The sequence below is a fragment of the Nocardioides sp. OK12 genome (assembly GCF_024341885.1).
In the GTDB taxonomy this organism is placed as follows: domain Bacteria; phylum Actinomycetota; class Actinomycetes; order Propionibacteriales; family Nocardioidaceae; genus Nocardioides; species Nocardioides marinisabuli.
Map to the genome: position 1 here is coordinate 1 of NZ_BNET01000004.1, position 23,606 is coordinate 23,606.

Below are 23,606 nucleotides of genomic sequence, written 5' to 3' on the forward strand. Positions count from 1 at the left end.
ACACCGGGAGGTCTTCACCCATCTACACATCAGATCGTGTCGTCACACGATCTCGACCAACGTGCCTGGTCATCACACCTAGCCCCGGGGGTGGATCCGCGGCAGCGCCGAGGACTTGCCCTTGAACTGCGGGGTGCGCTTCTCGCGGAAGGCGGCCACGCCCTCCTTGCCGTCGCCCAGCGAGGTCCAGTACATCGCCAGCGAGTCCGAGAGGTGCGCCTCGAGCGGGTGCGCCAGCGCGCTGTTGCGGTAGAGCATCTGCTTGGCCAGGCCCAGCGCCACCGGGGAGCGGTCGCGCACGAAGGAGCGGGCCAGCTCCTGGGCGGCGGGCAGCAGCTCGTCGGGCTCGTGGACCGAGCGCAGCAGCCGCCCCTCGAGCGCCTGCTCGGCGCTGAGCACGTCGGCGGAGTAGACCCACTCCAGGGCCTGCTGGATGCCGACGATGCGCGGCAGGAACCAGCTCGAGGCGGCCTCGGGCACGATGCCCAGGCGCCCGAAGACGAAGCCGATCTTTGCCTTGGTGGAGGCCAGGCGCAGGTCCATCGCCAGCGTCATCGTGGCGCCGATGCCGACCGCGGGGCCGTTGACGGCGGCGATGACGGGCTTGGGCAGCGCGTGGATCGCCAGCGTCACCTTGCCGCCGGTGTCGCGCACGCCCTTGTCGTACGGCGCCTCGTCGTAGGCGGCGCGGAACTCCTCGGGGGTGGGGCGCAGCGACTCGTCGAGCCCGAAGACGTTGCCCTCGGCCGAGAGGTCCATCCCTGCGCAGAAGGCGCGGCCGGCGCCGGTGACGACGACGGCGCGCACGTCGTCACTGCGCAGCTCGGTGCGGAAGACCGACTCGAGCTCGCGCGCCATGGTCAGGTCGAAGGCGTTGAGCGCGTCGGGACGGCTCAGGGTCAAGGTGGCGACGCCGTCGGCGTCCGTGGTGATGTCGAGCGTGTCGTGGCTGGTCTGGCTCATCCGGTGGTCCCCTTCGGCAGTCCGGACGGGGAGCAGAGGCCCTGGCCGATCCGGTCGGTGTCGTCGTCGATGATGGCCTGGAACATCTGGGGCGCTCGATCGGGGTCCCAGTTGACCGCCAGGTCCTGGATCGGCACGCCACAGGTCAGGCCGTTCTCGCCGTTGACGCGGGTCATCGCCATCGCCCACATCCCGGCCCGCCACGGCGTCATGCCCTTGCCGAACTCGACGGTGTCGGTGGCGGCCATGTTGAGGCGCCAGTAGCGCACCGGGTTGAGCACCGACCAGGGCGAGAGCACCTCGTCGCCGACCGAGGAGACGACCTCGCGCTGGGCCTGGGCGCGCTGCACGTCGCCCAGGGCGGTGTAGGTCTTGCGCGAGCGGGCGTAGCCGAGCGCCGTGACGCCGTCGGCCTCCTGGCAGCCGGCCTTCACGTCGAGGTTGGCCAGCGGGTCCTGCATCGCCTTCTCGGGGCAGATCTCGACCCCGCCCACGGCGTCGACCAGGCCGACGAAGCCGCCGATGCCGATCTCGACGTACTCGTCGATGTGGATGCCGGTGTTCTGCTCGATCGTCTTGACCAGCAGCTTGGGACCGCCGAAGGCGTAGGCCGCGTTGATCTTGGTGGTGCCCCGGTCGGGCACCTCGACCAGCGAGTCGCGCGGGATCGACATCAGCAGGTTGGGGCCCGAGCCGGTGTGCAGCAGCATGATCGTGTCGGTGCGCTGGCCCGCGGCGTTGCCGGTGCCGAACTCCTTGCGCTGCTCGGGCGTCAGGCCCTCGCGCGAGTCGCTGCCGACCAGCAGGTACGTCGTGCCCGGCTGCTCGTCGGGGCGCTCCCCGCCGGGCGCGAAGGCGACGTCGTCGACGCGGGTCCAGGCGTAGATCGGCACGGCGACGAGGAAGACGATCCAGGCCACCAGCAGCAGCACCAGGTGTCGCAGCCGCGGGCGCGGGCGCCAGGAGCGCCCGCCTCGGCCGTGCTGGGTGGGGGGCTGGGCCGGGGGCTGGACCGGCTGGGGTGCGGGTCGCTGGGCCGGCTGGGGTGCGGGCCGGGAGGCCGGCTGCGGACGCGGCTGCACCGGCATCCGGCGGGTGGCGTCGGGCTCGGGCTCGCTGCCGGGGCTGCCGGGGCCGCCGTACAACCAGTTGAAGCGCTCTTCGTCGCTGTCCCCGCTTCCGGGCCGCTGTGCCATGCGCGGGAGGCTACCGTGCCGCCATGACCGCACCCCGCGCCTCGTCCTTCGCCCGCGTCTCGCTCGCGGTGATGACCTCCAGGGGCCAGGCCAACCTGCTGGGCAACATCCACGGCGGCGAGGTGGTCAAGCTGGCCGACTCCACGGCGGGCGCGGTCGCCCAGCGCCACAGCGGGGGACCGGCGGTCACCGCGGCCCTCGACGAGATGGTCTTCCTGCGCCCGGTGCACGTGGGCGACATCGTGCGCACCCTGGGCCAGGTCAACTGGGCGGGCCGCTCGTCGATGGAGATCGGGGTGCGGGTCGAGACCCAGCCCTGGAACGACCCGTCGGTCGGGTCGCTGCACGTCGCGTCGGCGTACTTCGTCTTCGTGGCCGTCGACGCCGACGGCGCCTCCCGGCCGGTGCCGGGGCTGCTGCCCGAGGACGCCGAGGACGAGCGCCGGCTGCGCGAGGCCGAGATCCGGCGCGCGCACCGCCTCGCCCGACGGAGCGAGATCGAGGAGGGTCGGCGCGGCGCACCGTCGTGACGGCTGGGACTGGTGATACTGCTGGGACGTACATGATCCGCCAGCAGGAAGGCATCTCGATGCCACCCGTCTCTTCCCCCCGGGTGCTCGACGGCCAGGAGGCCCCGGCACGCACCAGCGCCGCCGACCGCGCTGCTCGGGTGCGGTTCAGGCGCGCCCTGTCGTTGATGGCGATGACGCTGGTCGCCCCCGGCTCGGCGCAGCTCGTCGCCGGCAACCGCCGCGTCGGCCGACTGGCGCTGCGGGTCTGGCTGGTCGTCGTGGCCGTCACCCTGCTCACCGGGTTCGTGGTGCTGCTCGACCCGTCCCGGGCCGTGAGCCTGGGCTCGGAGGCGTGGCTGCTGCTGGTGCTGCGCACCGCGCTGCTGGCCGGGGCCGTGGGCTGGGCGGTGCTCTTCATGGACGCCTGGCGCCTGGGCCAGCCGCTGAGCCTCGGGCTGGCGCACCGGCGCGCCGCCGTCGGCGTCAACGGCGTGCTCTCGCTGAGCGTCGCCGGCGCCCTGCTCTTCGGCGCCCACCTGGTGGGCGTCCAGCGCGACCTGATCGTGACGATGTTCGGCTCCAGCGAGGTGGCCGGCTCCGCCGACGGGCGCTTCAACGTGCTGCTCATGGGTGGTGACTCCGGCGCCGGGCGCTGGGGCCTGCGCCCCGACTCCCTGACCGTCGCCTCGATCGACGCCACCACCGGCCGCACGGTGCTGGTCTCGCTGCCGCGCAACATGCAGGACTTCCCCTTCGCCGAGGGGTCGGTGATGGCCGAGCAGTTCCCCGACGGCTTCGACGCCGACTACCTCAACGGCGTCAGCACCTGGGCCCAGGACCACGCGGAGCTCTTCGAGGGCGACGAGGACGACACCGACCCCGGCATCGAGGCCACCGTCTCGGCCGTCGAGGGCATCACCGGCCTCGAGGTCAGCTACTGGGCGATGGTCAACCTCCAGGGCTTCAAGGACCTCGTCGACGCCGTGGGCGGGGTGACCCTCACCGTGCGCCAGCCGATCCCCGTCGGCGGCCTGGGCTCCGACGTCTACGACTACATCGAGCCCGGCACCCGCACGCTGACCGGCTTCGAGACGCTCTGGTACGCCCGGGCCCGCGAGGGCTCCGACGACTACTCGCGCATGGCGCGGCAGAAGTGCGTGATGAACGCGATGCTCCAGCAGGTCAGCCCCCAGTCGGCGCTGCAGAACTTCGAGAAGATCGCGCAGGCGTCCTCGGAGATGATCTCGACCAACTTGCCCGCCTCCGAGCTCGACCGGTTCATGGGCCTGGCGATGAAGGCGAAGGAGCAGAAGATGTCGACGCTCTCGCTGGTGCCGCCGATGATCAACACCGCCGACCCCGACATCGACCTCGTGCAGCGCAAGGTCGCCGCGGCCATCGACAAGGCCGAGGGCACCGCCGCGACCACGACGAAGGCGAAGAAGGAGCCGGCCGCCGGCACCCAGCCGGTGACCGGCGGGTCGGTGGGCTCGCTGTCGGAGGGCTACGCCGCCAACCAGGCCGGCGACCTGTCCAACGCCTGCTGAGCCGGCGGTCGGCGCCGGCGCCTAGCCTGGGGGCGATGTCCTCCGAACCGCGCACCGTGCTCGTCGTCGACGGCAACTCCCTGCTGCACCGCGCCTACCACGCCTCGGCGCGCAGCGGGTTCCGTGACGCGGCGGGCCGACCCGCGTGGGCGGTGCGCGGCCTGCTCTCGCAGCTGGTCGCGGCCGTCGACCGGGCGATGGCCGACGCGGTGGTCGTCGGGTTCGACGACCCCGCCTCGAGCGTGCGCCGCGAGCGGTGGCCCACCTACAAGGCGCACCGCACCCCCAAGCCCGACACCCTGGTCGAGCAGCTGGGCTCGGTGGGCGAGGTGCTGCGCGAGCTGGGCGTGGGCGTGGTGGTCCCGCCCGGGCTCGAGGCCGACGACGTGCTGGCCAGCGTGGCCGCCCAGGCGTCCGGGCTGGGGTGGCGCACCGTGCTGGCCACCTCCGACCGCGACAGCTTCGCCCTCGTCGACGAGCACACGCGGGTGCTGCGCATCCTCAACGGCGGCGTCGACGCCTCGCCCCTGCTCGACCCCGCCCGCCTCGCGCTGGTCACCGGCGTGCACCCCGAGCAGTACCTCGATCTCGCCGCCCTGCGCGGCGACGCCTCCGACAACCTGCCCGGCGTCGCCGGCTTCGGCGCCAAGACCGCCGCCAAGCTGCTCGCCGAGCTCGGCACCGGCGCCGACGCCCTCGCCGACGCCGCCGCCGGGGGCGAGCGGTGCCGCGCCGCGGTGGGCCCGGCCCGCGCCCGCACGCTGGCCACCGACGAGGCCCGCGAGCGGTTCTGGCTCAACCGCGAGGTGATGGCCATGGCGCGCACCGTCGACGTCGGGCTCGCCCCGGGCTCCGAGCCGCCGGGGCGGCTGCCGCTCGACGAGTCGGCCGTGCGCTCGGTCTTCGGGCGCCACGACCTCTTCGTCAACGGCGCCGTGCGGGCCCTGACCCTCGCCGAGCCCACCCCCGGCGCGCCCGAGCGCGACCGCACGACGTACGCCGACCCGCGCTGGCGCGCCGCCCCCACCCCCAGCCCGCCCCGCCTCGCCCCCGCCGCCCCCGCCGCCCCCGTCTTCTCCCAGGACACCCTCTTCTGACGGCCGAGCAGTCACTTTTGAACCTCCGACCGGTCAGTTCTGAACCCTCGACCGGTCACTTCCGCGCCTCGCGATCCAGGGTCGAAAAAATTTTCGATCTACCTGTGGAAAACGGGGTTTGACCTGGTGCTTTGTCGGTGGCGGCTGAGATACTTCACTCATGTCGACCACCGCCGCGCACCCCATTGGGAGTGCTGTCGCGCGGGCTCACGCAGTGCTGGACGAGGTCGCTGAGGTGTCGGCATGGGCGATGAGCCAGGGCGAGGCCGCCGAGGTGCTGGCGGAGGTCGCTCGGCTTGAGGCGCGATGGGTCGAGGTGCGCTCGCGGCTGCTGGAGCACGCCGATGCGGTGGCGGTGCAGGAGCGCAACGCCTCGCCGTCGTTGGCGGTGTGGCACTCGAACGTCACCCGGTCGACCAAGCGGGAGTCGTTCCGTCAGGTACGCCTGGCCGAGGGACTGGCGCGTCACGTGCTGGTGCGCGAGGCGTTGGGTCGTGGGGATCTGGTCGCGGAGCAGGCGTCGGTGATCTGTACGTCGTTGGATGCGCTGCCCGACGACCTCGACCCGGCGGTCCTCCGAGAGGCCACGACAGCGCTGGTCGAGTTCGCGCAGGTGCACGACGCGAAGGCGCTCAGGGTGCTGGGTCGCCGGGTGCTTGACGTGGTCGCCCCGGAGGTGGGGGAGGCGTGGGAGGCCGAGCTGCTCGATCGTGAGGAGCGCGAGGCGGAGAAGAGCTCGGTGTTCCGGATGCGTGAGGACGGCCAGGGCCGGATCAGGGGGTCCTTCACGGTGCCGCTGCTCGTGGGGCAGATGCTCGAGCGGGCGCTGCTGGCCTTCGCGGCCCCCAAGCACCAGGTCGCCACCCGTGTCGCCGGTGACGACCAGCGCGGCCAGGGCGGTTCGGAGGAGGCGGCGGTGCCCGTACGTCGTCCGACCGCGCAGCGCCTGGGGGCTGCGTTCGTGGAGCTGGTCGAGCGCCTCGATGCGGCTGGGCTTCCGCGGGCCGGTGGTGTGAACGCCACGGTGGTGGTGACGATGACGCTGGAGTCGCTGCAGGGTGGGTTGGCCGCGGCCACGCTCGACACCGGTGGGCGGGTGAGTGCTGCGACTGCGCGGCGGCTGGCGTGTGAGGCCGGGATCGTGCCGGTGGTGCTGGGCGGCCGGAGCGAGCCTCTCGACGTGGGGCGCAGCCAGCGGCTGTTCACGGTCCCGCAGCGGCTTGCTCTGGGTGTGCGTGACGGCGGGTGCACCGCGAAGGGGTGCGACGCCCCGCCTGCGATGTGCCACGCCCACCACGAGGACTTCTGGTGCCGGGACGGTCACACCAAGGTGGAGCGGGGGCGGTTGCTGTGCCCCTACCACCACCGACGCATCCACGACCCGGAGTACGAGACCGAGATCGGCGGGGACAACCAGGTCAGCTTCCACCGGCGCACCTAGAAGACACCCCCTGCAGCAACAAGACGCCGTACGCCGTGAACTGGCGCCCACTCGGCGTACGACAGGAACTGGCGCCGACTCGGCGTACCGCTGACGGTGACGTCCCACGGCGCACGGCGGGCGCGGTCCTTGCAGGGTCTCGACGACGCGCGTCGCTGGCGCTCCTTGCTGCTCGGCGAGCGGTGGGGGGCCGTAGGGTGTGGGCCGTGCCGAGCCCCAGCCCCGACCCTCGACGCGTGGTCGCGGTGGTCGTGACCTTCAACCGGTTGGGGCTGCTGCAGCGGCTGGTGGCGCGGCTGCGCGAGGTGCCGGAGGTCGACGAGGTGCTCGTCGTCGACAACGCCTCCTCCGACGGCACCGGCGCCTGGCTGGCCGAGGCGGCGGGCGGTGCCGGTACGCCGCTGCTGGCCCGCACGCTCGAGCGCAACGTCGGGGGAGCAGGCGGCTTCCACGACGGGCTGGGGTGGGCCGTCGAGCGCGACGCCGACCTGGTCTGGCTGATGGACGATGACGGCCTGCCCGAGCACGACTGCCTGGCCCGGCTGCTGGCCGAGGACGGGCTCGACTTCTGGGGTCCGCTGGTCGTCGACGAGGCCGACACCGACCGGTTGGTCTTCCCGATCCGGCTGCCCGGCGGCACCCGCGTGGTGCACCGCCTGGCCGACGTCGAGCGCGCCGGGGGAGCGCGGGGGCGCCTCGACGACATCGTGATCCCCTTCAACGGGGTGCTGGTGACCCGCGAGCTGGTCGAGCGGATCGGGCTGCCGCGCTCGGAGTTCTTCATCTGGGGCGACGACCACGAGTACCGCCTGCGCGCCGAGAAGGCCGGGGCCCGCATCGCCACCGTCACCGGCGCCCGCGTCCACCACCCCTCGGTCGGCGAGCTCGGCACCCCGATGATGGGCGGGCGCACCACCTACAACCACAGCCCCAGCGAGCTCAAGGCCTACTGCATGGCCCGCAACAACACCGTCAACCTGCGCGACTACCGCGGCTGGGCGCACGTGGCGATGTTCTGGGCCAAGACGGTCTGGTTCTACCTGCTCACCCGCCGCGACCCGGGCCGCGTCGTGCTCAGCGCCCGCGCCGCCCTGGCCGGGCTGCGCGGCGACTTCACCGGCCACGAGAGGTTCCTGCGATGAGCGAGACCACCCGGGAGACCACCGGCGTCGTCGTCGTCACCTTCAACCGCGCCGACCTGCTGGAGCGGATGCTCGAGGGCCTGGGCGCCCTCGACCCCGCGCCCGAGCTGGTCGTGGTCGTCGACAACGCCAGCACCGACCACACCCCCGACGTGCTGGCCGCCTGCACGCTGCCGGGCCTGCAGGTCGTGCGCACCGCCGAGAACCTCGGCGGCGCGGGCGGCTTCCACCTCGGCACCCGGACGGCGTACGACGCCGGCGTCGACCGGATCTGGCTGATGGACGACGACGTGCTGCCCGCCACCGACTGCCTGGGCGTGCTGCTGGCCGCCGACGAGGACTGCCTGATGGCGGTGCGCGAGGACTCCCACGGGCGGCTGTGCGAGAAGGCCGCCACCCGCTTCGACCTGGCCAACCCGTTGGCGATCAAGCCCAAGAAGGCCATGGTCGAGACCGACTGGGTGACCCGCGACGCGATGCCCGAGCGGGTCGAGCTCGAGAACGTCGCCTTCGAGGGGTTCATGGTGCGCCGCCGGGTGCTCGAGGCCGTCGGGCTGCCCGACCCGACGTACTTCATCTTCTACGACGACGTCGACTTCGCGGTCCGCGCCCGGCGGGCCGGCTTCCGGATCTGGGCGCTGCGCGACGCCGTGCTGGTGCGCCAGCTCGACTTCGACCAGCAGCACGACCTGGCGGGCTGGAAGGGCTTCTTCATGTACCGCAACCTCTTCGTGGTGCACCTGCGCTACGGCGAGAACGCGCTCGTGCGGGCCAAGCCGTGGCTGATCGCGCTGGCCGTGGTGGCGCTCAGCCCGCTGCGCGGAGGGCGCGCCGAGGCCGGCAACGTGATCCGGGCCATGCGCGCAGCGCGTGGGATGCGCCGGCTGCCGCCATCGTCCGTAGACTGACCGACCGTGCCAGCACCTCACACTGATCCTGCCCAGGCCACCGACCAGTCGCGCCCCGACCTCGTCGTCGTGGGATCCGGCTTCTTCGGGCTCACCGTCGCGGAGCGCTGCGCGAACGAGCTGGGGCTCAAGGTCCTGGTGCTCGAGCGCCGCGACCACCTCGGTGGCAACGCCTACAGCGAGATCGACCCCGAGACCGGCATCGAGGTGCACAAGTACGGCACCCACCTCTTCCACACCTCCAACAAGCGGGTGTGGGAGTACGTCAACCGGTTCACCGACTTCACCGGCTACCAGCACCGCGTCTTCGCCAAGTACCAGGGGCAGGTCTACTCCTTCCCGATGAACCTGGGCCTGATCAACCAGTTCTTCGGCAAGGCGCACACCCCCGACGAGGCCCGCGCGCTGATCGCCGAGCAGGCCAGCGAGATCGCCACCGAGGACGCCACGAACCTCGAGGAGAAGGCGATCAGCCTCATCGGCCGCCCGCTGTACGAGGCGTTCGTCAAGGGCTACACCGCCAAGCAGTGGCAGACCGACCCGAAGGAGCTCAGCGCCGACATCATCACGCGGCTGCCGGTGCGCTACACCTTCGACAACCGCTACTTCAACGACACCTACGAGGGCCTGCCGGTCGACGGCTACACCGCGTGGCTGACCCGGATGGCCGACCATCCCAACATCGAGGTGCGCACCTCCACCGACTTCTTCGACGTCGCCGAGCAGTACAAGGGCGTCGTGCCGATCGTCTACACCGGCCCCGTCGACGAGTACTTCGGCAACTCCGAGGGCCGCCTGTCGTGGCGCACCATCGACCTGGAGGCCGAGACCCTCGACGTCGACGACTTCCAGGGCACCGGCGTGGTCAACGCCAACGACCAGGACGTGCCGCACACCCGGGTGCTGGAGTTCAAGCACCTGCACCCCGAGCGCACCTACCTGCCCGGCAAGACGATCGTGGTCCACGAGTACTCGCGCTTCGCCGAGGAGGGCGACGAGCCGTACTACCCGATCAACACCGCCGAGGACCGCGAGAAGCTGCTGAGGTACCGCGAGCTGGCCAAGGCCGAGCCGATGGTGCTCTTCGGCGGCCGCCTGGGCACCTACAAGTACCTCGACATGCACATGGCGATCGGCTCGGCGCTGTCGATGTTCGACAACAAGCTCGCGCCGCACTTCCGCGACGGCGAGACCCTGACCAGCGGAGGAGTCGACGCATGAGCACCACCACCACCCGGCTCCTGCAGCGCCAGGTCCTGCCCGTCGACCGCGACCTCGACGTGCTGCCGCTGTACGTCGACCCCGAGCCGGCCGTGCTCGACGCCGACAAGTACGAGGTCGGCTCCAACCGCCAGGCCCAAGAGCTCAACGTGGCCACGATGCGCAAGGGCGTGACCACCGGCGCCCAGCTGCACCCCGACCAGATCGTCTCGCGCACCGCGATGAGCATCCCGTCGGGCGACCGGCTCTCGTTCGGCACCTACTTCAACGCCTTCCCCGCCAGCTACTGGCGGCGCTGGAGCGTCGTCGACGCGGTGACGCTGACCCTCACCGTCACCGGGCGCGGCGCCACGGTGATCGTCTACAAGTCGATGGCGCGCGGCAACAGCCAGCGCGTCGACACCGCCACCACCGGCGGCGAGACCTCGGGCACCTTCACCTTCGAGCTGTCCCTCAAGCCGTTCGTCGACGGCGGCTGGTACTGGTACGACGTCGTGGCCGGTGACGACGAGGTCGTCGTGGAGTCGGCCGAGTGGACCGCGGAGGTGCCCGAGGACCGGGCCGCCCACGGCACCGTCGACCTGGTCATCACCACGATGAACCGCCCCGACTTCTGCGCCAAGCTGCTCCAGCAGGTCGGTGACGACGAGGCGCTGCGCCCCTACCTCGACTCCGTGATGGTGATGGAGCAGGGCACCGACAAGGTGGTCGACTCCCCGGAGATGCCGGCGGCGCGCGAGTCGCTCGGCGACCTGCTGCGCATCATGGAGCAGGGGAACCTCGGTGGCTCGGGCGGCTACGCCCGCGGCCAGCTCGAGTCGGTCAAGAAGGGCACCGCGACCTACGCGATGATGATGGACGACGACGTCGTCTGCGAGCCCGAGGGCATCATCCGCGCCGTCACCTTCGGCGACCTGGCCCGGCGCCCCACGATCGTGGGCGGGCACATGTTCAACCTCTACTCCCGCAGCCGCCTGCACAGCTTCGGCGAGGTCGTGCAGCCCTGGCGGTTCTGGTGGCAGTCGGCGCCCGGCGTCTTCGGCGACTGGGACTTCGCCTCGCGCAACCTGCGCTCGACCCGCTGGCTGCACCAGCGCATCGACGTCGACTTCAACGGCTGGTTCATGTGCCTGATCCCGCGCCGCGTGCTCGAGGACATCGGGCTCTCGCTGCCGGTCTTCATCAAGTGGGACGACTCGGAGTTCGGCCTGCGCGCCAAGGCGGCCGGCTACCCGACCGTCACCTTCCCCGGTGCGGCCGTGTGGCACGTGCCGTGGACCGACAAGAACGACGCGCTCGACTGGCAGGCCTACTTCCACGTGCGCAACCGGTTCGTCGCGGCGCTGCTGCACTCGCCGTACCCGCACGGCGGGCGGATGATCCGCGAGAGCCGCAACCACCAGATCGCCCACCTGGTCGCGATGCAGTACTCGACCGTCGAGATCCGCCACCAGGCGCTGCTCGACGTGCTCGAGGGCCCGCGGGCGCTGCACCGCCAGCTGCCCACCAAGCTGGCCGAGGTCAACGCGACCCGCAAGCAGTTCACCGACGCCCAGCTGCAGGTCGACCCCGACGCCTTCGCACCGGTGCGCCGCAGCAAGCCGCCGCGCAAGGGCAAGGACGACTCCGCCGTCCCCGGGCGCCTCGCGACCCTGGTCAGCGCCGGTCTGCAGCCGATCCGGCAGCTGAAGAAGCCGCGCGCGCTCTCGCGCACGCACCCCGAGGCGGAGATCCGCGCGATGGACGCCAAGTGGTACCGCCTCGCGCGCTACGACTCCGCGATCGTGTCGATGAACGACGGCACCTCGGCCGCGCTCTACCAGCGCGACCCCGAGATGTTCCGCGAGCTGATGACCAAGACCGTGCAGATCCACGAGCGCCTCAAGCGCGAGTGGCCGCGGCTGGTCGAGGAGTACCGCTCCGAGCTGGGCCACATCACCTCGCCCGAGGCGTGGGAGGAGACCTTCCGTCCCTGGACCGAGGGTCGGACGGACGCGGATGGCTGAGTCGACCCGCCCGCCGGCGGGCCACGTCGTCGACGCGCCCCTGACCTCGCCGGCCGCCACCCAGGGGCTGCTCGAGGTCTTCCGGCACCGCTACCTGCTCAAGCTGCTGGTCAGGCGCGAGATCAGCGCGCGCTACTCCGGGTCGTTCCTGGGCCTGATCTGGTCCTACATCAACCCGCTGAGCCAGTTCCTGATCTACGTCTTCATCTTCACGCTGCTGCTGGGCCGCGACCGCACCGAGAACTTCGCGATCCACATCTTCACCGGCCTGATCGTCGTGCACTTCTTCACCGAGACCTTCAACGCCGGCACCCGCTCGATCGTGCGCAACAAGGCGCTGATCCGGAAGATGTCGCTGCCCAAGGAGATGTTCCCGGTCGCGTCGATGCTGGTCTCGCTCTACCACGTGGCGCCGCAGCTGGTGATCCTCGTGGTCGCGTGCGTGCCGTACGGCTGGACGCCCGACGTGCTCGGCATGCTGGCGCTGCTGCTGGCCCTGGGCATCATCATGACGCTGGGCACGGCGCTCGCGCTGCTCTTCAGCGTCGCCAACGTCTACTTCCGCGACTTCGCCAGCGCCGTGGGCATCCTGACCAACTTCGTGCGCTTCAGCGTGCCGATGATCTACCCGTTCACGCTGGTCGAGGAGCGCTTCAAGGGCCTCGCGCAGTACTACCTCTACAACCCGCTCGCCGAGGCGGTGCTGCTGGTCCAGCGCGCCTTCTGGGTGGGCACGACGAACGACCCGGCGGCCACTGCGGCCACCGAGCTGCCCGACCACCTCTTCACCCGCGGCCTGGTGATGCTCGCGATCTCGGCCCTGGTGCTGGTGGTCGCCCAGCTGGTGTTCCGCTCGCTGGAGGACAAGATCCCGGAGCGGTTGAATTGAGCTACTCACCCTCGACCTCGATCGTGGTGGAGAACGCCACGAAGGCCTTCACGCTGCGCTACCACCGCACCTTCAAGGAGGTGACGGTGGCGAAGATGCGCGGCCAGCAGATCAGTGACACCTTCAAGGCGCTCGACGACGTCTCCTTCACCGTCGAGCAGGGCGAGTCGATCGGCCTGATGGGGCTCAACGGCTCCGGCAAGTCGACGCTGCTCAAGCTGGTCAACGGCATCATGAAGCCCGACTCCGGCCGGGTCCTGACCCGTGGCCGCATCGCCGGGCTGATCGCGACCGGCGCCGGCTTCCACCCCCAGCTCACCGGGCGCGAGAACGTCTACCTCAACGCCGCCGTCTTCGGGATGAGCGAGCGCGAGACCAACCGCAAGCTCGACGAGATCATCGAGTTCGCCAGCATCGGCAAGCACCTCGACTCGCCCGTGGGCAACTACTCCTCGGGCATGTACGCCCGCCTGGGCTTCGCGGTGGCCATCAACGTCGACTGCGACATCTTCCTGGCCGACGAGGCGCTCGCGGTGGGGGACAAGCCCTTCAAGCGCAAGTGCCTGGAGAAGATGGAGGAGGTCCGCGACTCGGGGACCACCGTCTTCTACGTCAGCCACGCCGCCGGCTCCGTGCGGCGCATGTGCGACCGCGTGCTGGTGCTCGAGGACGGCCGCCTGGGCTTCGACGGCGACGTCGACGCGGGCATCAAGTACGTCAAGTACGACTCCGACGACGAGGACCAGGACGACGAGGAGCTCGGCGCCGACATCTGATCGACCCTGACGCCGACCCGGCTCGTTCGAACGAGCCGGGTCGGCGTTTCTCTGTCTCCAGGACCCCCGACGAATTGACTTTTCTCGAGGTCGTCGGCGTGTCGACTGGAAATTACACGATTGTAGTTACTCAGCTTCCCTTCCGTGTCGCATGTGACTCATGTGAAAGTTGCGCACCGTGTGAACTTCCCCGCGCACTGTGAAGGACCCTCGTATGCCCCCCAGCAGGTCTCGCTTCGTCTCCGGCTGCCAGCAGCTGCTGGTGCTCGGTGCCACCGTCGCCGTGCTCGCGCCCGCCGCGAGCGTGATCACCCTCGAGGTCGTCCAGCGGCCCGGCGCGGCCACCGCCCCCGGCTACGACGGCGCGCTCGCGGCGTACGTCCGCTCGGCGCAGAAGACCGCGACCGTGCCGACCGGCCCGGTCGAGGCGGTCGTGGAGGAGCACGTGCTGACCGCGCCCGGCGGCGAGGCGACCACCTCGGCGCGGGCGCTGGCGCAGGAGCGGGCCACGGTGCTGACCAGCCGCCCGGAGCCGGTCACCGGCTACGGCGCGGTGGGCGTGACCTGGGAGCCGGGGGCCGACCTCGACGAGGACGACATCGCCTTCGAGGTGCGCACCCGCACCGACGGCGTGTGGAGCGAGTGGGCCGAGCTCGAGTACCACGACGAGCACGCCCCCGACCCCACCACCGAGGAGGGCGCCTCCGCGCGCCCGGGCACCGAGCCGATGATGGTCGGCGAGGTCGACGACGTGCAGGTGCGCAGCACCGAGCGTGCGGGCGCCCTGCCCGGCGACATGCGGATGGCGGTGATCGACCCGGGCACCCCCGAGGCGACCGCGCAGGAGCGCGCCGCGCTCGACACGGCCACGCTCGACGGCGCCGACGGCACCGGCTCCGTGACGGCCCTCGAGGTCCCGGCGCAGGCGGGCGAGGACACCGACGTGCTGACCCTGCAGTCGGCCGAGGTGACGCCGAAGCCGGTGATCTACTCCCGCGAGCAGTGGGGCGCCGACGAGCGGCTGCGCAGCGGCTCGCCGAGCTACCACGAGGTGCACGCGGGCTTCGTGCACCACACGGTCAACGCCAACGACTACACCAAGGACCAGGTGCCCGCGATGCTGCGGAGCATCTACGCGTACCACACGAAGTCGCGGGGCTGGTCCGACGTCGGCTACAACTACCTCGTCGACCGCTTCGGCCGGATCTGGGAGGGCCGCGCGGGCGGCATCGACCGACCGGTGGTGGGCGCCCACACCCTCGGCTACAACGAGTACTCCTTCGCGATGTCGGCGATCGGCAACTTCGAGCAGGTGCGGCCCTCCGAGGCGGTGGTGCAGGCCTACGGCGCCCTCTTCGCCTGGAAGCTCTCGCTGCACGGCGTCGACGCCGCCTCGGGCTCGCAGCGGGTCGGCAGCCGCTCCTTCCCGGCGGTCAACGGCCACCGCGACGCCGGCTCGACCGCCTGCCCGGGCGCCTACCTCTACCAGCGGCTCGGTGACATCCGCGCGCTCGCCGACGCGGCCCAGGCCGACTTCAGCGGGCGCCAGCTGCCGGCCGACCTGGTCGACACCCCGCACCCCGACCTGCTGGCGCGCAGGGCCTCCGACGGCCGCGTCTTCGTCATCCCCACCGGCGGCCTCAGCCGGGTCCGCAAGCCCTCGGCGGTCTCGACCGGCTGGTCGGGCTACGACTCGGTGCTGCTCTCCGACGACGTGACGGGCGACGGCCTGCCCGACGCCCTGGGCGTCACCGCCTCCGGCGCCGTCGACGTGCGCCCCGGCCGCGAGGACGGCTTCGGGGAGACCACCCGCACCGCGACCGCCACCGAGGGCCACGACCTGGTCACCGCCGTCGGCGACGTCGACGGCGACGGCCTGGCCGACCTCGTGGGTCGCGACGGCGACCGGCTCGAGATCCTCTCGAGCCGTGGCGACGGACGCTTCCGCGCGGCCTCGTCGACCACCGGCTGGGCCGGCTACGACGCCCTGGCCGGCAGCGACCTCGACGGCGACGGGTACGCCGACCTGGTCGCCCGGCGCGCCGACGGCACCATGCTGTGGCACCGCGGGTCGGCCTCCGGCTTCGGGGCCGCGCAGCCGCTGGCCGGCGCGGGCTCCGGCTCGGGCTGGGACGTGGTCAGCGGGCTCGGCGACTGGAACGGCGACGGGCACGACGACCTCTTCGTGCGCCGCACCGGTGGCCACGGCTACGTGCTGCCCGGGCGGGGCGACGGCAGCGTCGGGCACCCCCTGGGGCCGATCAAGCGGCTCAAGGGCCGTCCGGGCCTGACCGGCGGCGCCGACCTCAGCGGCGACGGCGTCCCCGACCTGGTCTTCCTCAAGGGCGAGACCCTGATGCGGATCGTCGGGACCGGCAAGGTCGAGACGCGGGCCCCCGTCGACACCGGCGCCCGCATCCGCTCGGTCGACCTGCTGCTCAACGTGGGGGACTGGGACGGCGACGGGTTCGGCGACCTGGTGCTGCGCAAGCAGCGCAACGGCGTGCTCAAGATGCGTCCCGGCGACGGCGCGGGCTCCTTCGGCAAGGCGGTGCGGCTCGGGCGGGCCATGGGCGACGTCCGGCTGCTGGAGGCGGTCGGCGACGTCACCGGCGACGGCTGGCCGGACCTGATGGGCCAGCCGGTCGGCGGCTCGATGATGATCTACCCCGGCCGCGGTGCGGCCGCCCTCGGCACGCCGTACGTCGCGCACAGCGCCATCAGCGCCAGCCGCCAGGTCGGCGTGGGCCTGTGGGACCGCGACGGCGCGCCCGACAGCATGTTCCGCCAGGGCGACGCCCTCGTGGCCTACCCGGGCAACGGGCCCGGCGGGCTCACCGACGCCGCCCGGGTCGACCTGGACCTGCGGGGCTACGACGTCGTGACCGGGATCGGCGACGCCAACCTCAAGACGCGGGCCGACCTGGTGGTGCGCGAGAGCGCCACCGGCTACCTCTGGCTCCTCGAGGGCAAGGCGTCGGGCTTCAAGTCGCGCCGCTTCCTCGCCGACGGGGCGGGGGTCTACGACCTGGTGGACTGATCCCTGTCCGTGACGCGCTCGTCGGCCGAGGTCGACTCGAGACGCGCCGGGTCAGGGTGCGCGACCAGGACCAGCGAGCCGCCGCGTGCGAGCGGCTCGGTGAAGGTGGCGATCTCCGGTGGGGAAGCCGGGTTCGCCGCCGAGAGGAGACGGCCGCCGTCGGTGACGAGAGTCCCGGCGGCGGCCGCGCTCCACAGCTCCGCCTGGGTCCGGTCCAGCCCCGGGCCGCGCAGGGCCGGGTCGTCCGCCGCCGGCGGGTCCCACGCAGTGAACGCGTCGGGCTGGCCCCAGATCTCCACGCCGACGTCGTGGACGCCCTCGGGCAGCGGCTCGGCGAAGCGGACCCCCATCGGCAGCAGCGCACAGGCCAGCACCGGGACGTCGTCGGCTCGCGCGGCGTGCGCCGGCAGGGTCGCGGGCCCGCAGACCACGGCGTCGGCGGTGCCCGCCTCCTCGGGCCCCACCACGACGAGCCCCGCGCTCCACGCCGCCCCGAGCAGCACCGGGCCCAGCCAGTGGGCGGGCAGGTCGACGCACAGCGCGCCGCCGCGCTCGAGGTCGTGCTCCTCGACCAGCAGGGAGGCGGCCTTGGCCACCCAGTTGGCGTACGTCGTCACCGAGAGCTCGGTGCGCTCGCCCGAGGCGTGGTCGTAGAAGGTCACCAGCGGGCGGCCCGGGTCGCGGGCCAGCTCGCGGCGCAGCAGGTCGGAGAAGGTCGTCACGGGCTCGACACTAGGGTGTCGCCCATGACGAGCCACGCGCCCATCGACTCCTTCTGGGCCGTGGTGCCCGCCGGCGGCGCCGGCACGCGCCTGTGGCCGCTGAGCCGGGCCACGGCGCCCAAGTTCCTGCACGACCTGCGCGGCAGCGGGCGCACCCTGATCCAGGAGACCCACGACCGGCTGGGCCCGCTCGCCCCTGGCCGGGTGCTGGTCGTCACCGGCGCCGCGCACCGCGACGCGGTCGCCGGCCAGCTCGACGAGCTGGCCCCCGAGGCGATCCTGGCCGAGCCGTCGGCCCGCGACTCGATGGCCGCCATCGGGCTCGCGGCCGCGCTCGTCGAGCGGGCCGACCCCGACGCGGTGATGGGATCCTTCGCCGCCGACCACGTCATCACCGACGTCGACGGCTTCGCCGGCGCCGTGCGCACCGCCGTCGAGGTCGCGCGCGACGGCTGGCTGGTCACGCTGGGCGTCGAGCCGACCTTCGCCTCCTCGGCCTTCGGCTACATCCGCTCCGGTGACGCCCTCGCCGAGCACCCCGGTGCCGCGAGGGTCGAGGAGTTCGTCGAGAAGCCGTCGGTGGAGGTGGCCCGGGGCTACCTCGCCGAGGGCGGCTACCGCTGGAACGCGGGCATGTTCGTGGCCCGGCCCACGGTGCTGCTGGACCTGCTGGCCGACAGCGACCCCGGCTTCGCCGCCGACCTGCGTGCGCTGGCCGCCGACGGCTCGCGGATGGAGGAGATCTGGCCGCGGCTGCCGCGCATCGCGGTCGACCACGCGGTCGCCGAGCCGGCCGCCGCCGCCGGCCGGGTCGCGACCGTGCCGGCCGCCTTCGACTGGGAGGACGTGGGCGACTTCGACTCGCTGGCCGCGCTGCTGGCCCGCGACGGCGTCCCGCTGACCGTGCTCGGCGAGGACGACGTGCGCGTCGTCGACGCCAGCGGCCTGGTCGTGACCGGGGGCCGGACGGTGGCCGTGGTCGGCCTCGACGACGTCGTGGTCGTCGACACCCCCGACGCCCTCCTGGTCACCACGCGCGAGCGTGCCCAGGACGTCAAGGCCGTCGTCGCCGCCCTCAAGGAGAGCGGCCGCACCGAGCTCACCTGAGCCGGCCCGCAGGGGAGGCCCAGGGGAGCCCTGCGCAGCCTCAGCGCAGCCGGGCGACCCGGAACCGGCGCTCCTCCACGGCCGCGGTGTCGAGGATGAGCGTCTGGCCCAGGTGCTCCTCGAGCCGCGGGCTGGCGCCGCCGTCGAGGAAGCGGGTCCGCTTCCGGGTGAGGAACGGCAGCCGGATCCGGGCCTCGTCGACGGTGACCTCCTGGCCCGTCGGCACGTGCACCCACCAGTCGGAGTCGGCGCCGGTGACCAGCACCCCGATCCGGTGCCCGCGGGCGAAGACCCAGTCCTGGCCGTAGAGCGGCAGGGTGTACGTCGAGGCGCCGGCCCCGCGCACCAGCTGCGTGCCGCGCGAGACCACGCGGGCGGTCCCGTCGGGGGCCACGTCGTAGACCAGGCCGACCAGGTTGGCCCGGGGCAGGCTGGTCGAGACCGTCACGTCGAGCACCGGCTCGCCCGACATCCAGGCGGTGCGCCGCAGCGGCGTCGAGACGGTCCAGGCGCCCGAGCCGGCGTCGGCCCCGGTGGCGCTGGTGCGCCCGTCGTCGGCGTACGCGCCGCCGGCGAGCGTCGTGCGCCGCACCCGCACGTCGGCGGGGGGCCAGCTCGACTCGGTGCGCCAGCGGCCCCGGCTGTCCTGCACCTGCACGCCGGGGCGGGCGGCCCGTGACCGCTCGCCCTCGAGGTGCCGGTCGAGGAAGGCCGCGACCTGGCGGACGAACGCGGCCCGGGGGCGGCCGGTCTCGGTGCGGCCCTCGGTGTCGGTGTCCCAGCCGCGCACGTGGTCGAACTGGCCGAACCACGCCTTGTGGGCGGCCCCGCCCAGGCCGTTCCAGTAGTCGAAGGCGCGGTCGGGCTTGGTGTTGGTCTCCAGGAAGCCCTGGGTCAGGAAGACCGGGACGCGGGAGCCCGCGGCCGCCGGGACGAGGTCGCGCGCGGCCCAGAAGGCGCTGTCCTCGGCGTCGTCCTGCTGCTGGACGATGTTGAGCCCGTGGCAGGGCGTGAGCGGGGCGCCGTTGAGGTGGTAGTCGAGCGGGTCGGCCAGGGAGCCGGGGAACAGGTCGTTGGCCTGGAAGACCACGGGGGTGCCGACCGAGTTCGCGAAGCGGACGCCGCGGTTGTAGAGGTAGGAGTAGCCGGAGTAGACCGGTTCCATCGAGACGACCGCCGCCAGCCCGTCCGGGCGCCGCGCCGTGCCCATCAGGCCGGTCCAGCCGTCGTAGGACTTGCCCAGCAGCGCGACCCTGCCGGTCGACCAGGGCTGCGCGGCGGCCCACTCGACCGCCGACTCCACGGCGCCCTGCTCGGCGGGGCCGCCCCAGTCGTTGCACCCGCCGCTGCCGCCCGTGCCGGGCAGGTCGACCATGACGTAGGTGTAGCCCTCGTCGAGCGCACCGGTGAGGTCGAGGAAGTCGTCGAACCGGTCGCTCGGCGGTTCACCGGTCGGGTCCGGGGCCGCCGCGCCGCCCGAGTGGCTGGTGTAGGGGCTGACGGTGAGCACCACCGGCGTCCGCTCGTCGGCCGGCATCCCCGCGGGGCGCAGCACGTCGGCGTGCAGGACGGTGCCGTCGTCGGCCTCGAGGTAGACCTCGGTCCAGTCGGCGTCCTCGCGCTCCCCGGCCTACGCGGGCGCAGGGACGACGAGCAGGGCGGGGGACGCGAGGGCCAGGGCGAGCGTGGCCAGGGCGGTCGTGCGGTGGCGGGGCATGACCGTGTCAACGACGCGCACGCCCCCGGGTCACTACAGCGCGGTGTTGGGCTCCGGCGAGTCCTGCTGGGGGTACTCGGTCATGAACGCCTCGACCGCGGCACCGCTGGGCTCGGAGCAGTACTGCCACACACCGACCTGCAGCGACGTGTCGCTCTCGCCGGCGCCACCGGCCGACCAGTGGGTCAGCGCGATGTCCTGGTCGTCGGGGAAGGCCTCGCCGTCCTCGGAGGTCCAGGGCGCGGCGATGAAGGCGTTGCGACGGTTGGAGTCGTCGGAGAACTTGTCGGCGATGCCGCGCAGGTCGGCCACCGCCTCGTCGTCGAGGTCCTCGTCGTACCAGAGCACGGTGAAGCCGTGCTCGAGGTTGTGCACCAGCGCCTCGAGCTCGGGACGGTCCTCGACGGTGTAGAACTCGCGGGCGCCGGAGACGGGGGCCACGCCGGCGATGTTCCAGTGGGGTCCGAACGCCGGGGGAGCGGTGTCGTAGGTGACCTGCTGCTCCTGCGGCACGTGGGTGCCGCTGTCGGCGGCCGGCTCGGTGGTGATCTCGCCGCACACGTCGGCCGAGGCCCCGATCTCGTCGAGGGCCAGCGAGCTGTACTGGCTGCTCTCCACCTCGTCGCTGATGATCCCGTACAGCGGCACCGCGATGATGGCGGCGGCGATGACGCCGCAGACGGCGACGATGGCGTAGCCGCGGCGCTTGTCGGCGCCCTTCTGCTGCTTGCGGATCGCGTCGATCTTGGCCTGGCGGTCGGACTTGGCGGGCTTGGCCACGGTTCGGCTGTCCTCGAGGTCGGGGGCGGTCTGGTGCGGGTGGGCGGGGCTGGCGGGGATTCTACGGAGTGCGCGGTCGCAACCGGGCAACGACGGTGGATCCGGCGTCGGTCGCGGCCTCGCAGCGCCACCCGTGGGCGAAGGCGAGCGGCTCCAGCAGCGCCGTCAGGCGGGGCGACGCAGGGTGGGCCACGCTGACCAGGAGCGTGCCGCCGTCGAGCCGCGTGCTCGCCGCGCCGTGCGCGACCCGGTCGACGGCCTCGGCCAGCTCCTCGGGCGGGGCGGGGGCCCCGAAGGGCGCCTGGTCGGCGGGGTCGCCGGTGAGGGCGCGCACGACGGCCTCGCGGGCGCCGTACCCGAAGAGGTCGGCGCCCTCGGCGCGCACCAGCGCGACCGCGCCCGGTCCCGGGTCGTCGAGGGCGGTGACCAGGTCGGCCCGGCCCCGCACGACGGCGAAGGGACGGCCCCCGAGCTTGCCCTGCGCCAGCTCGGCGGCGCCGGCCACCTCGTCGGCGACCGCGGGCGCGGTCACGGCCAGCTCGTTGCCGTGGGCGTCGACGCGGCCGGCGAAGCTCTCGGCCACGCTGAGGCCGGCGGCCCCGATGGCGATGTCGGTCTGCCCCTCGCGCCAGGCCCGGCCGGCGGTGTCGGTGACGACCACCCCGACGACGCGCCCGCTGAGCTCGTGCAGCCGCGCGCGCAGGGCGCGCGCGGAGGCGTCGGGGTCCAGCGGCAGCAGCACGATCGAGCCGAGCGCCACGTTGGAGGCGTCGATGCCGGCGGCCGCCATGGTCAGGCCGTGGAGGGTGCGCACGATGGTGGTCGGGCCGCGGCGGGCCACCACCCGCGCGGTCTCGTCGGCCAGCGCCTGCGCCCGGTCGCCGGTGCGGACCCGGCCCTCCGACTTGCTGACCACCTTGCTGGTCACCACCACGACGTCGCCGTCGGCGAGGTCGTGGCCGCCGGCGCCGTGGCCCAGGGCGGTGAGGAGCGCCTGCGCCAGGTCGGTGCCCGGGACGACCTCGGGCACGCCGTCGGGGGCGTGGACCTGCAGGTCCGTCACGGGGCGACCAGGTCGAGCGCGGCCGCCGCCATGTCGGCCGTCGCCCCGGGCGAGGTCATCATCAGCGGGACGGCGGCGGCGCGCAGCCCGGCCGCCTCGAGCGCGGGCACGGCATCGGCGTCGCCCGAGTCGACGAGCCAGCCGTCGAGCAGGCCGCCCTGCGACCGCGCTCCGTAGTGCAGCCCGACACCGGCGGCACTGACCTCGACGCCGATCGACGTGAGCAGCTGGCGGGCCATGCCGCGCACGTGCTGCCCGCCCACGATGGGCGAGAGCCCGACCACGGGGGCCGCGGTGGCCCGGAGCGCCTCGCGCACCCCGGGCACGCCCAGGACCGTGCCGATCGAGACGACCGGGTTGGAGGGCGGCACCAGCACCAGGTCGGCGTCGGTGAGCGCCTCGACGACGCCGGGGGCGGGCGAGGACTGGTCGAGGCCCACGCACACGACCGTCTCGGCGGGGACCTCGGCGCGCATCCGGATCCAGTACTCCTGGAAGTGCACGACGCGGGTGCCGCTGGGGGAGTCGGGGTCGGCGACCGCCACGTGGGTCTCGACCCGGTCGTCGGTCATCGGCAGCAGGCGCACCCGGTCGCCGTGCACCGGCTCGAGCCAGCGGCGGCACAGGGCCGTGGTCACCGCGGAGAGCGGGTAGCCCGCCTCGAGCATCTGGGTGCGCACCAGGTGCGTGGCCACGTCGCGGTCGCCGAGGCCGAACCACGTCGGCTCGACGCCGTACGCCGCCAGCTCCTCGCGCACGCTCCAGGTCTCCTCGCGCCGGCCCCACCCGCGCTCGGGGTCGATCCCGTCGCCGAGGGTGTACATCACCGTGTCGAGGTCGGGGCAGACCTTGAGCCCGTGCACCCACAGGTCGTCGGCGGTGTTGGTGACGACCGTGACGACCGCGTCGCGCTCGACGCCGGGCAGCCGACCGGTGTCGAGGGCGTGCAGCAGGCCCTGCAGGAAGCGGGCGCCGCCGATGCCCCCGGAGAGGACGGTGATGGAACGCATGGGGCTACTGTGCCGCAGCGCCTCGTCCCGGTCGTCCGGCGACCCCGCCGACGGGCACGTGACCCGGTCGGGTAATACCAGACTTTCGCTTGACTTCCGGTGTACGACAGGCATGTAATTCCCACAGTGTTCTTCGGGATTTCCACTGGGTCGAAAGGGCGTACGCCGTGAGAGAGCTGTTTCTCCTCGAATCGGACGCCACCGAGGCGGGCTGGCAGGATCGCGCCCTGTGCGCACAGACCGACCCCGAGGCGTTCTTCCCTGAAAAGGGTGGTTCCACCAGGGAGGCCAAGAAGGTCTGCCTGACCTGCGAGGTGCGCGACGAGTGCCTCGAGTCCGCGCTGATGAACGACGAGCGCTTCGGCATCTGGGGCGGTCTCTCCGAGCGGGAGCGCCGCAAGCTGAAGAAGCGCGCAGTCTGAGGGTGCCCCCCGCACCCTGTCGAGGGTCAGCCCCGGTCGTCCGCGAC

20 protein-coding genes are annotated in these 23,606 nt (G+C 72.7%); 13 read left to right on the top strand and 7 right to left on the bottom strand.

Features of this window, described 5'->3' with window-relative positions:
• Nucleotides 1–78 precede the first annotated feature (78 nt).
• Both OCU29_RS10555 and OCU29_RS10560 read right to left on the bottom strand, forming a co-directional pair.
• Nucleotides 79–963 carry a crotonase/enoyl-CoA hydratase family protein gene (locus OCU29_RS10555; RefSeq protein ID WP_261819893.1) on the bottom strand — a complete coding sequence of 295 codons (885 nt, stop codon included), beginning with the start codon at nt 961–963 and terminating at the stop codon, nt 79–81.
• The gene (locus OCU29_RS10560; protein ID WP_261819894.1) at nt 960–2,159 is read right to left on the bottom strand and encodes an LCP family protein; all 1,200 of its coding nucleotides are present in this window, start codon (nt 2,157–2,159) and stop codon (nt 960–962) included. Before OCU29_RS10560 ends, OCU29_RS10555 begins: the two co-directional genes overlap by 4 nt.
• Before the next feature lie 23 nt (nt 2,160–2,182).
• Between OCU29_RS10560 and OCU29_RS10565 the strand changes: the two genes are divergently transcribed.
• The 11 genes from OCU29_RS10565 to OCU29_RS10615 all read left to right on the top strand — a co-directional run bounded on the left by OCU29_RS10565 (nt 2,183) and on the right by OCU29_RS10615 (nt 16,738).
• Nucleotides 2,183–2,689: an acyl-CoA thioesterase gene (locus OCU29_RS10565; RefSeq protein ID WP_261819895.1), complete on the top strand. Its 507-nt coding sequence runs from the start codon at nt 2,183–2,185 to the stop codon at nt 2,687–2,689.
• 32 nt (nt 2,690–2,721) lie between these two features.
• Entirely contained in the window at nt 2,722–4,218 is a 1,497-nt protein-coding gene (locus tag OCU29_RS10570) for an LCP family protein (RefSeq protein WP_261819896.1), read from the top strand.
• 35 nt (nt 4,219–4,253) lie between these two features.
• Entirely contained in the window at nt 4,254–5,315 is a 1,062-nt protein-coding gene (locus OCU29_RS10575; RefSeq protein ID WP_261819897.1) for a 5'-3' exonuclease H3TH domain-containing protein, read from the top strand.
• A gap of 250 nt (nt 5,316–5,565) precedes the next feature.
• Nucleotides 5,566–6,756, top strand: a complete 1,191-nt coding sequence (locus tag OCU29_RS10580) for an HNH endonuclease signature motif containing protein (RefSeq protein ID WP_261819898.1) — start codon at nt 5,566–5,568, stop codon at nt 6,754–6,756.
• A gap of 206 nt (nt 6,757–6,962) precedes the next feature.
• A complete protein-coding gene (locus tag OCU29_RS10585; RefSeq protein WP_261819899.1) occupies nt 6,963–7,898 on the top strand; it encodes a glycosyltransferase family 2 protein in 936 nt (311 codons plus the stop codon).
• The gene (locus tag OCU29_RS10590; protein WP_261819900.1) at nt 7,895–8,806 is read left to right on the top strand and encodes a glycosyltransferase family 2 protein; all 912 of its coding nucleotides are present in this window, start codon (nt 7,895–7,897) and stop codon (nt 8,804–8,806) included. The genes OCU29_RS10585 and OCU29_RS10590 overlap by 4 nt, the downstream gene beginning before the upstream one ends.
• A gap of 6 nt (nt 8,807–8,812) precedes the next feature.
• Nucleotides 8,813–10,027, top strand: coding sequence for a UDP-galactopyranose mutase (glf, locus tag OCU29_RS10595; RefSeq protein WP_179613957.1), 1,215 nt, complete (start codon nt 8,813–8,815; stop codon nt 10,025–10,027).
• Nucleotides 10,024–12,033 carry a glycosyltransferase gene (locus OCU29_RS10600; protein ID WP_261819901.1) on the top strand — a complete coding sequence of 670 codons (2,010 nt, stop codon included), beginning with the start codon at nt 10,024–10,026 and terminating at the stop codon, nt 12,031–12,033. The genes glf and OCU29_RS10600 overlap by 4 nt, the downstream gene beginning before the upstream one ends.
• The gene (locus OCU29_RS10605; RefSeq protein ID WP_261819902.1) at nt 12,026–12,922 is read left to right on the top strand and encodes an ABC transporter permease; all 897 of its coding nucleotides are present in this window, start codon (nt 12,026–12,028) and stop codon (nt 12,920–12,922) included. The genes OCU29_RS10600 and OCU29_RS10605 overlap by 8 nt, the downstream gene beginning before the upstream one ends.
• A complete protein-coding gene (locus OCU29_RS10610; RefSeq protein ID WP_261819903.1) occupies nt 12,919–13,698 on the top strand; it encodes an ABC transporter ATP-binding protein in 780 nt (259 codons plus the stop codon). Before OCU29_RS10605 ends, OCU29_RS10610 begins: the two co-directional genes overlap by 4 nt.
• A gap of 214 nt (nt 13,699–13,912) precedes the next feature.
• The gene (locus tag OCU29_RS10615; protein WP_261819904.1) at nt 13,913–16,738 is read left to right on the top strand and encodes an FG-GAP-like repeat-containing protein; all 2,826 of its coding nucleotides are present in this window, start codon (nt 13,913–13,915) and stop codon (nt 16,736–16,738) included.
• On the opposite strand, the gene OCU29_RS10620 is transcribed toward OCU29_RS10615, so the two are convergent.
• On the bottom strand, nt 16,720–17,460 hold the full coding sequence (locus OCU29_RS10620; protein WP_261819905.1) for a TIGR03089 family protein: 741 nt from the start codon (nt 17,458–17,460) through the stop codon (nt 16,720–16,722). The genes OCU29_RS10615 and OCU29_RS10620 overlap by 19 nt on opposite strands.
• A 24-nt stretch (nt 17,461–17,484) precedes the next feature.
• Here OCU29_RS10620 and OCU29_RS10625 point away from each other — a divergent pair, with 24 nt between their 5' ends.
• Entirely contained in the window at nt 17,485–18,567 is a 1,083-nt protein-coding gene (locus OCU29_RS10625; RefSeq protein WP_179613952.1) for a mannose-1-phosphate guanylyltransferase, read from the top strand.
• Nucleotides 18,568–18,607: 40 nt separating this feature from the next.
• Here the strand turns inward: OCU29_RS10625 and OCU29_RS10630 are convergent, their stop codons facing one another.
• From OCU29_RS10630 to cofD, 4 genes are all read right to left on the bottom strand, one after another.
• Complete coding sequence (locus OCU29_RS10630) at nt 18,608–20,134, bottom strand: CocE/NonD family hydrolase (protein ID WP_261820288.1); 1,527 nt, start codon at nt 20,132–20,134, stop codon at nt 18,608–18,610.
• A gap of 183 nt (nt 20,135–20,317) precedes the next feature.
• The gene (locus tag OCU29_RS10635) at nt 20,318–21,064 is read right to left on the bottom strand and encodes a DUF3105 domain-containing protein (RefSeq protein WP_261819906.1); all 747 of its coding nucleotides are present in this window, start codon (nt 21,062–21,064) and stop codon (nt 20,318–20,320) included.
• 61 nt (nt 21,065–21,125) lie between these two features.
• A complete protein-coding gene (cofE, locus tag OCU29_RS10640; protein ID WP_261819907.1) occupies nt 21,126–22,127 on the bottom strand; it encodes a coenzyme F420-0:L-glutamate ligase in 1,002 nt (333 codons plus the stop codon).
• Nucleotides 22,124–23,137 carry a 2-phospho-L-lactate transferase gene (cofD, locus tag OCU29_RS10645; RefSeq protein ID WP_179613948.1) on the bottom strand — a complete coding sequence of 338 codons (1,014 nt, stop codon included), beginning with the start codon at nt 23,135–23,137 and terminating at the stop codon, nt 22,124–22,126. The genes cofE and cofD overlap by 4 nt, the downstream gene beginning before the upstream one ends.
• A 167-nt stretch (nt 23,138–23,304) precedes the next feature.
• On the opposite strand from cofD, the gene OCU29_RS10650 reads away from it, so the two are divergent.
• On the top strand, nt 23,305–23,559 hold the full coding sequence (locus OCU29_RS10650; RefSeq protein WP_179613947.1) for a WhiB family transcriptional regulator: 255 nt from the start codon (nt 23,305–23,307) through the stop codon (nt 23,557–23,559).
• The last annotated feature ends 47 nt before the right edge of the window (nt 23,560–23,606 follow it).

What these genes read in the sequence shown, in the direction of transcription:
- OCU29_RS10565 (WP_261819895.1), top strand. Translation starts at nt 2,183, where the DNA reads ATGACCGCACCCCGCGCCTCGTCCTTCGCCCGCGTCTCGCTCGCGGTG.
- OCU29_RS10570 (WP_261819896.1), top strand. Translation starts at nt 2,722, where the DNA reads ATGATCCGCCAGCAGGAAGGCATCTCGATGCCACCCGTCTCTTCCCCC.
- OCU29_RS10555 (WP_261819893.1), bottom strand. Translation starts at nt 963, where the DNA reads ATGAGCCAGACCAGCCACGACACGCTCGACATCACCACGGACGCCGAC.
- cofD (WP_179613948.1), bottom strand. Translation starts at nt 23,137, where the DNA reads ATGCGTTCCATCACCGTCCTCTCCGGGGGCATCGGCGGCGCCCGCTTC.
- OCU29_RS10615 (WP_261819904.1), top strand. Translation starts at nt 13,913, where the DNA reads ATGCCCCCCAGCAGGTCTCGCTTCGTCTCCGGCTGCCAGCAGCTGCTG.
- OCU29_RS10600 (WP_261819901.1), top strand. Translation starts at nt 10,024, where the DNA reads ATGAGCACCACCACCACCCGGCTCCTGCAGCGCCAGGTCCTGCCCGTC.
- OCU29_RS10605 (WP_261819902.1), top strand. Translation starts at nt 12,026, where the DNA reads ATGGCTGAGTCGACCCGCCCGCCGGCGGGCCACGTCGTCGACGCGCCC.
- OCU29_RS10560 (WP_261819894.1), bottom strand. Translation starts at nt 2,159, where the DNA reads ATGGCACAGCGGCCCGGAAGCGGGGACAGCGACGAAGAGCGCTTCAAC.
- OCU29_RS10575 (WP_261819897.1), top strand. Translation starts at nt 4,254, where the DNA reads ATGTCCTCCGAACCGCGCACCGTGCTCGTCGTCGACGGCAACTCCCTG.
- OCU29_RS10580 (WP_261819898.1), top strand. Translation starts at nt 5,566, where the DNA reads ATGAGCCAGGGCGAGGCCGCCGAGGTGCTGGCGGAGGTCGCTCGGCTT.
- OCU29_RS10590 (WP_261819900.1), top strand. Translation starts at nt 7,895, where the DNA reads ATGAGCGAGACCACCCGGGAGACCACCGGCGTCGTCGTCGTCACCTTC.
- OCU29_RS10625 (WP_179613952.1), top strand. Translation starts at nt 17,485, where the DNA reads ATGACGAGCCACGCGCCCATCGACTCCTTCTGGGCCGTGGTGCCCGCC.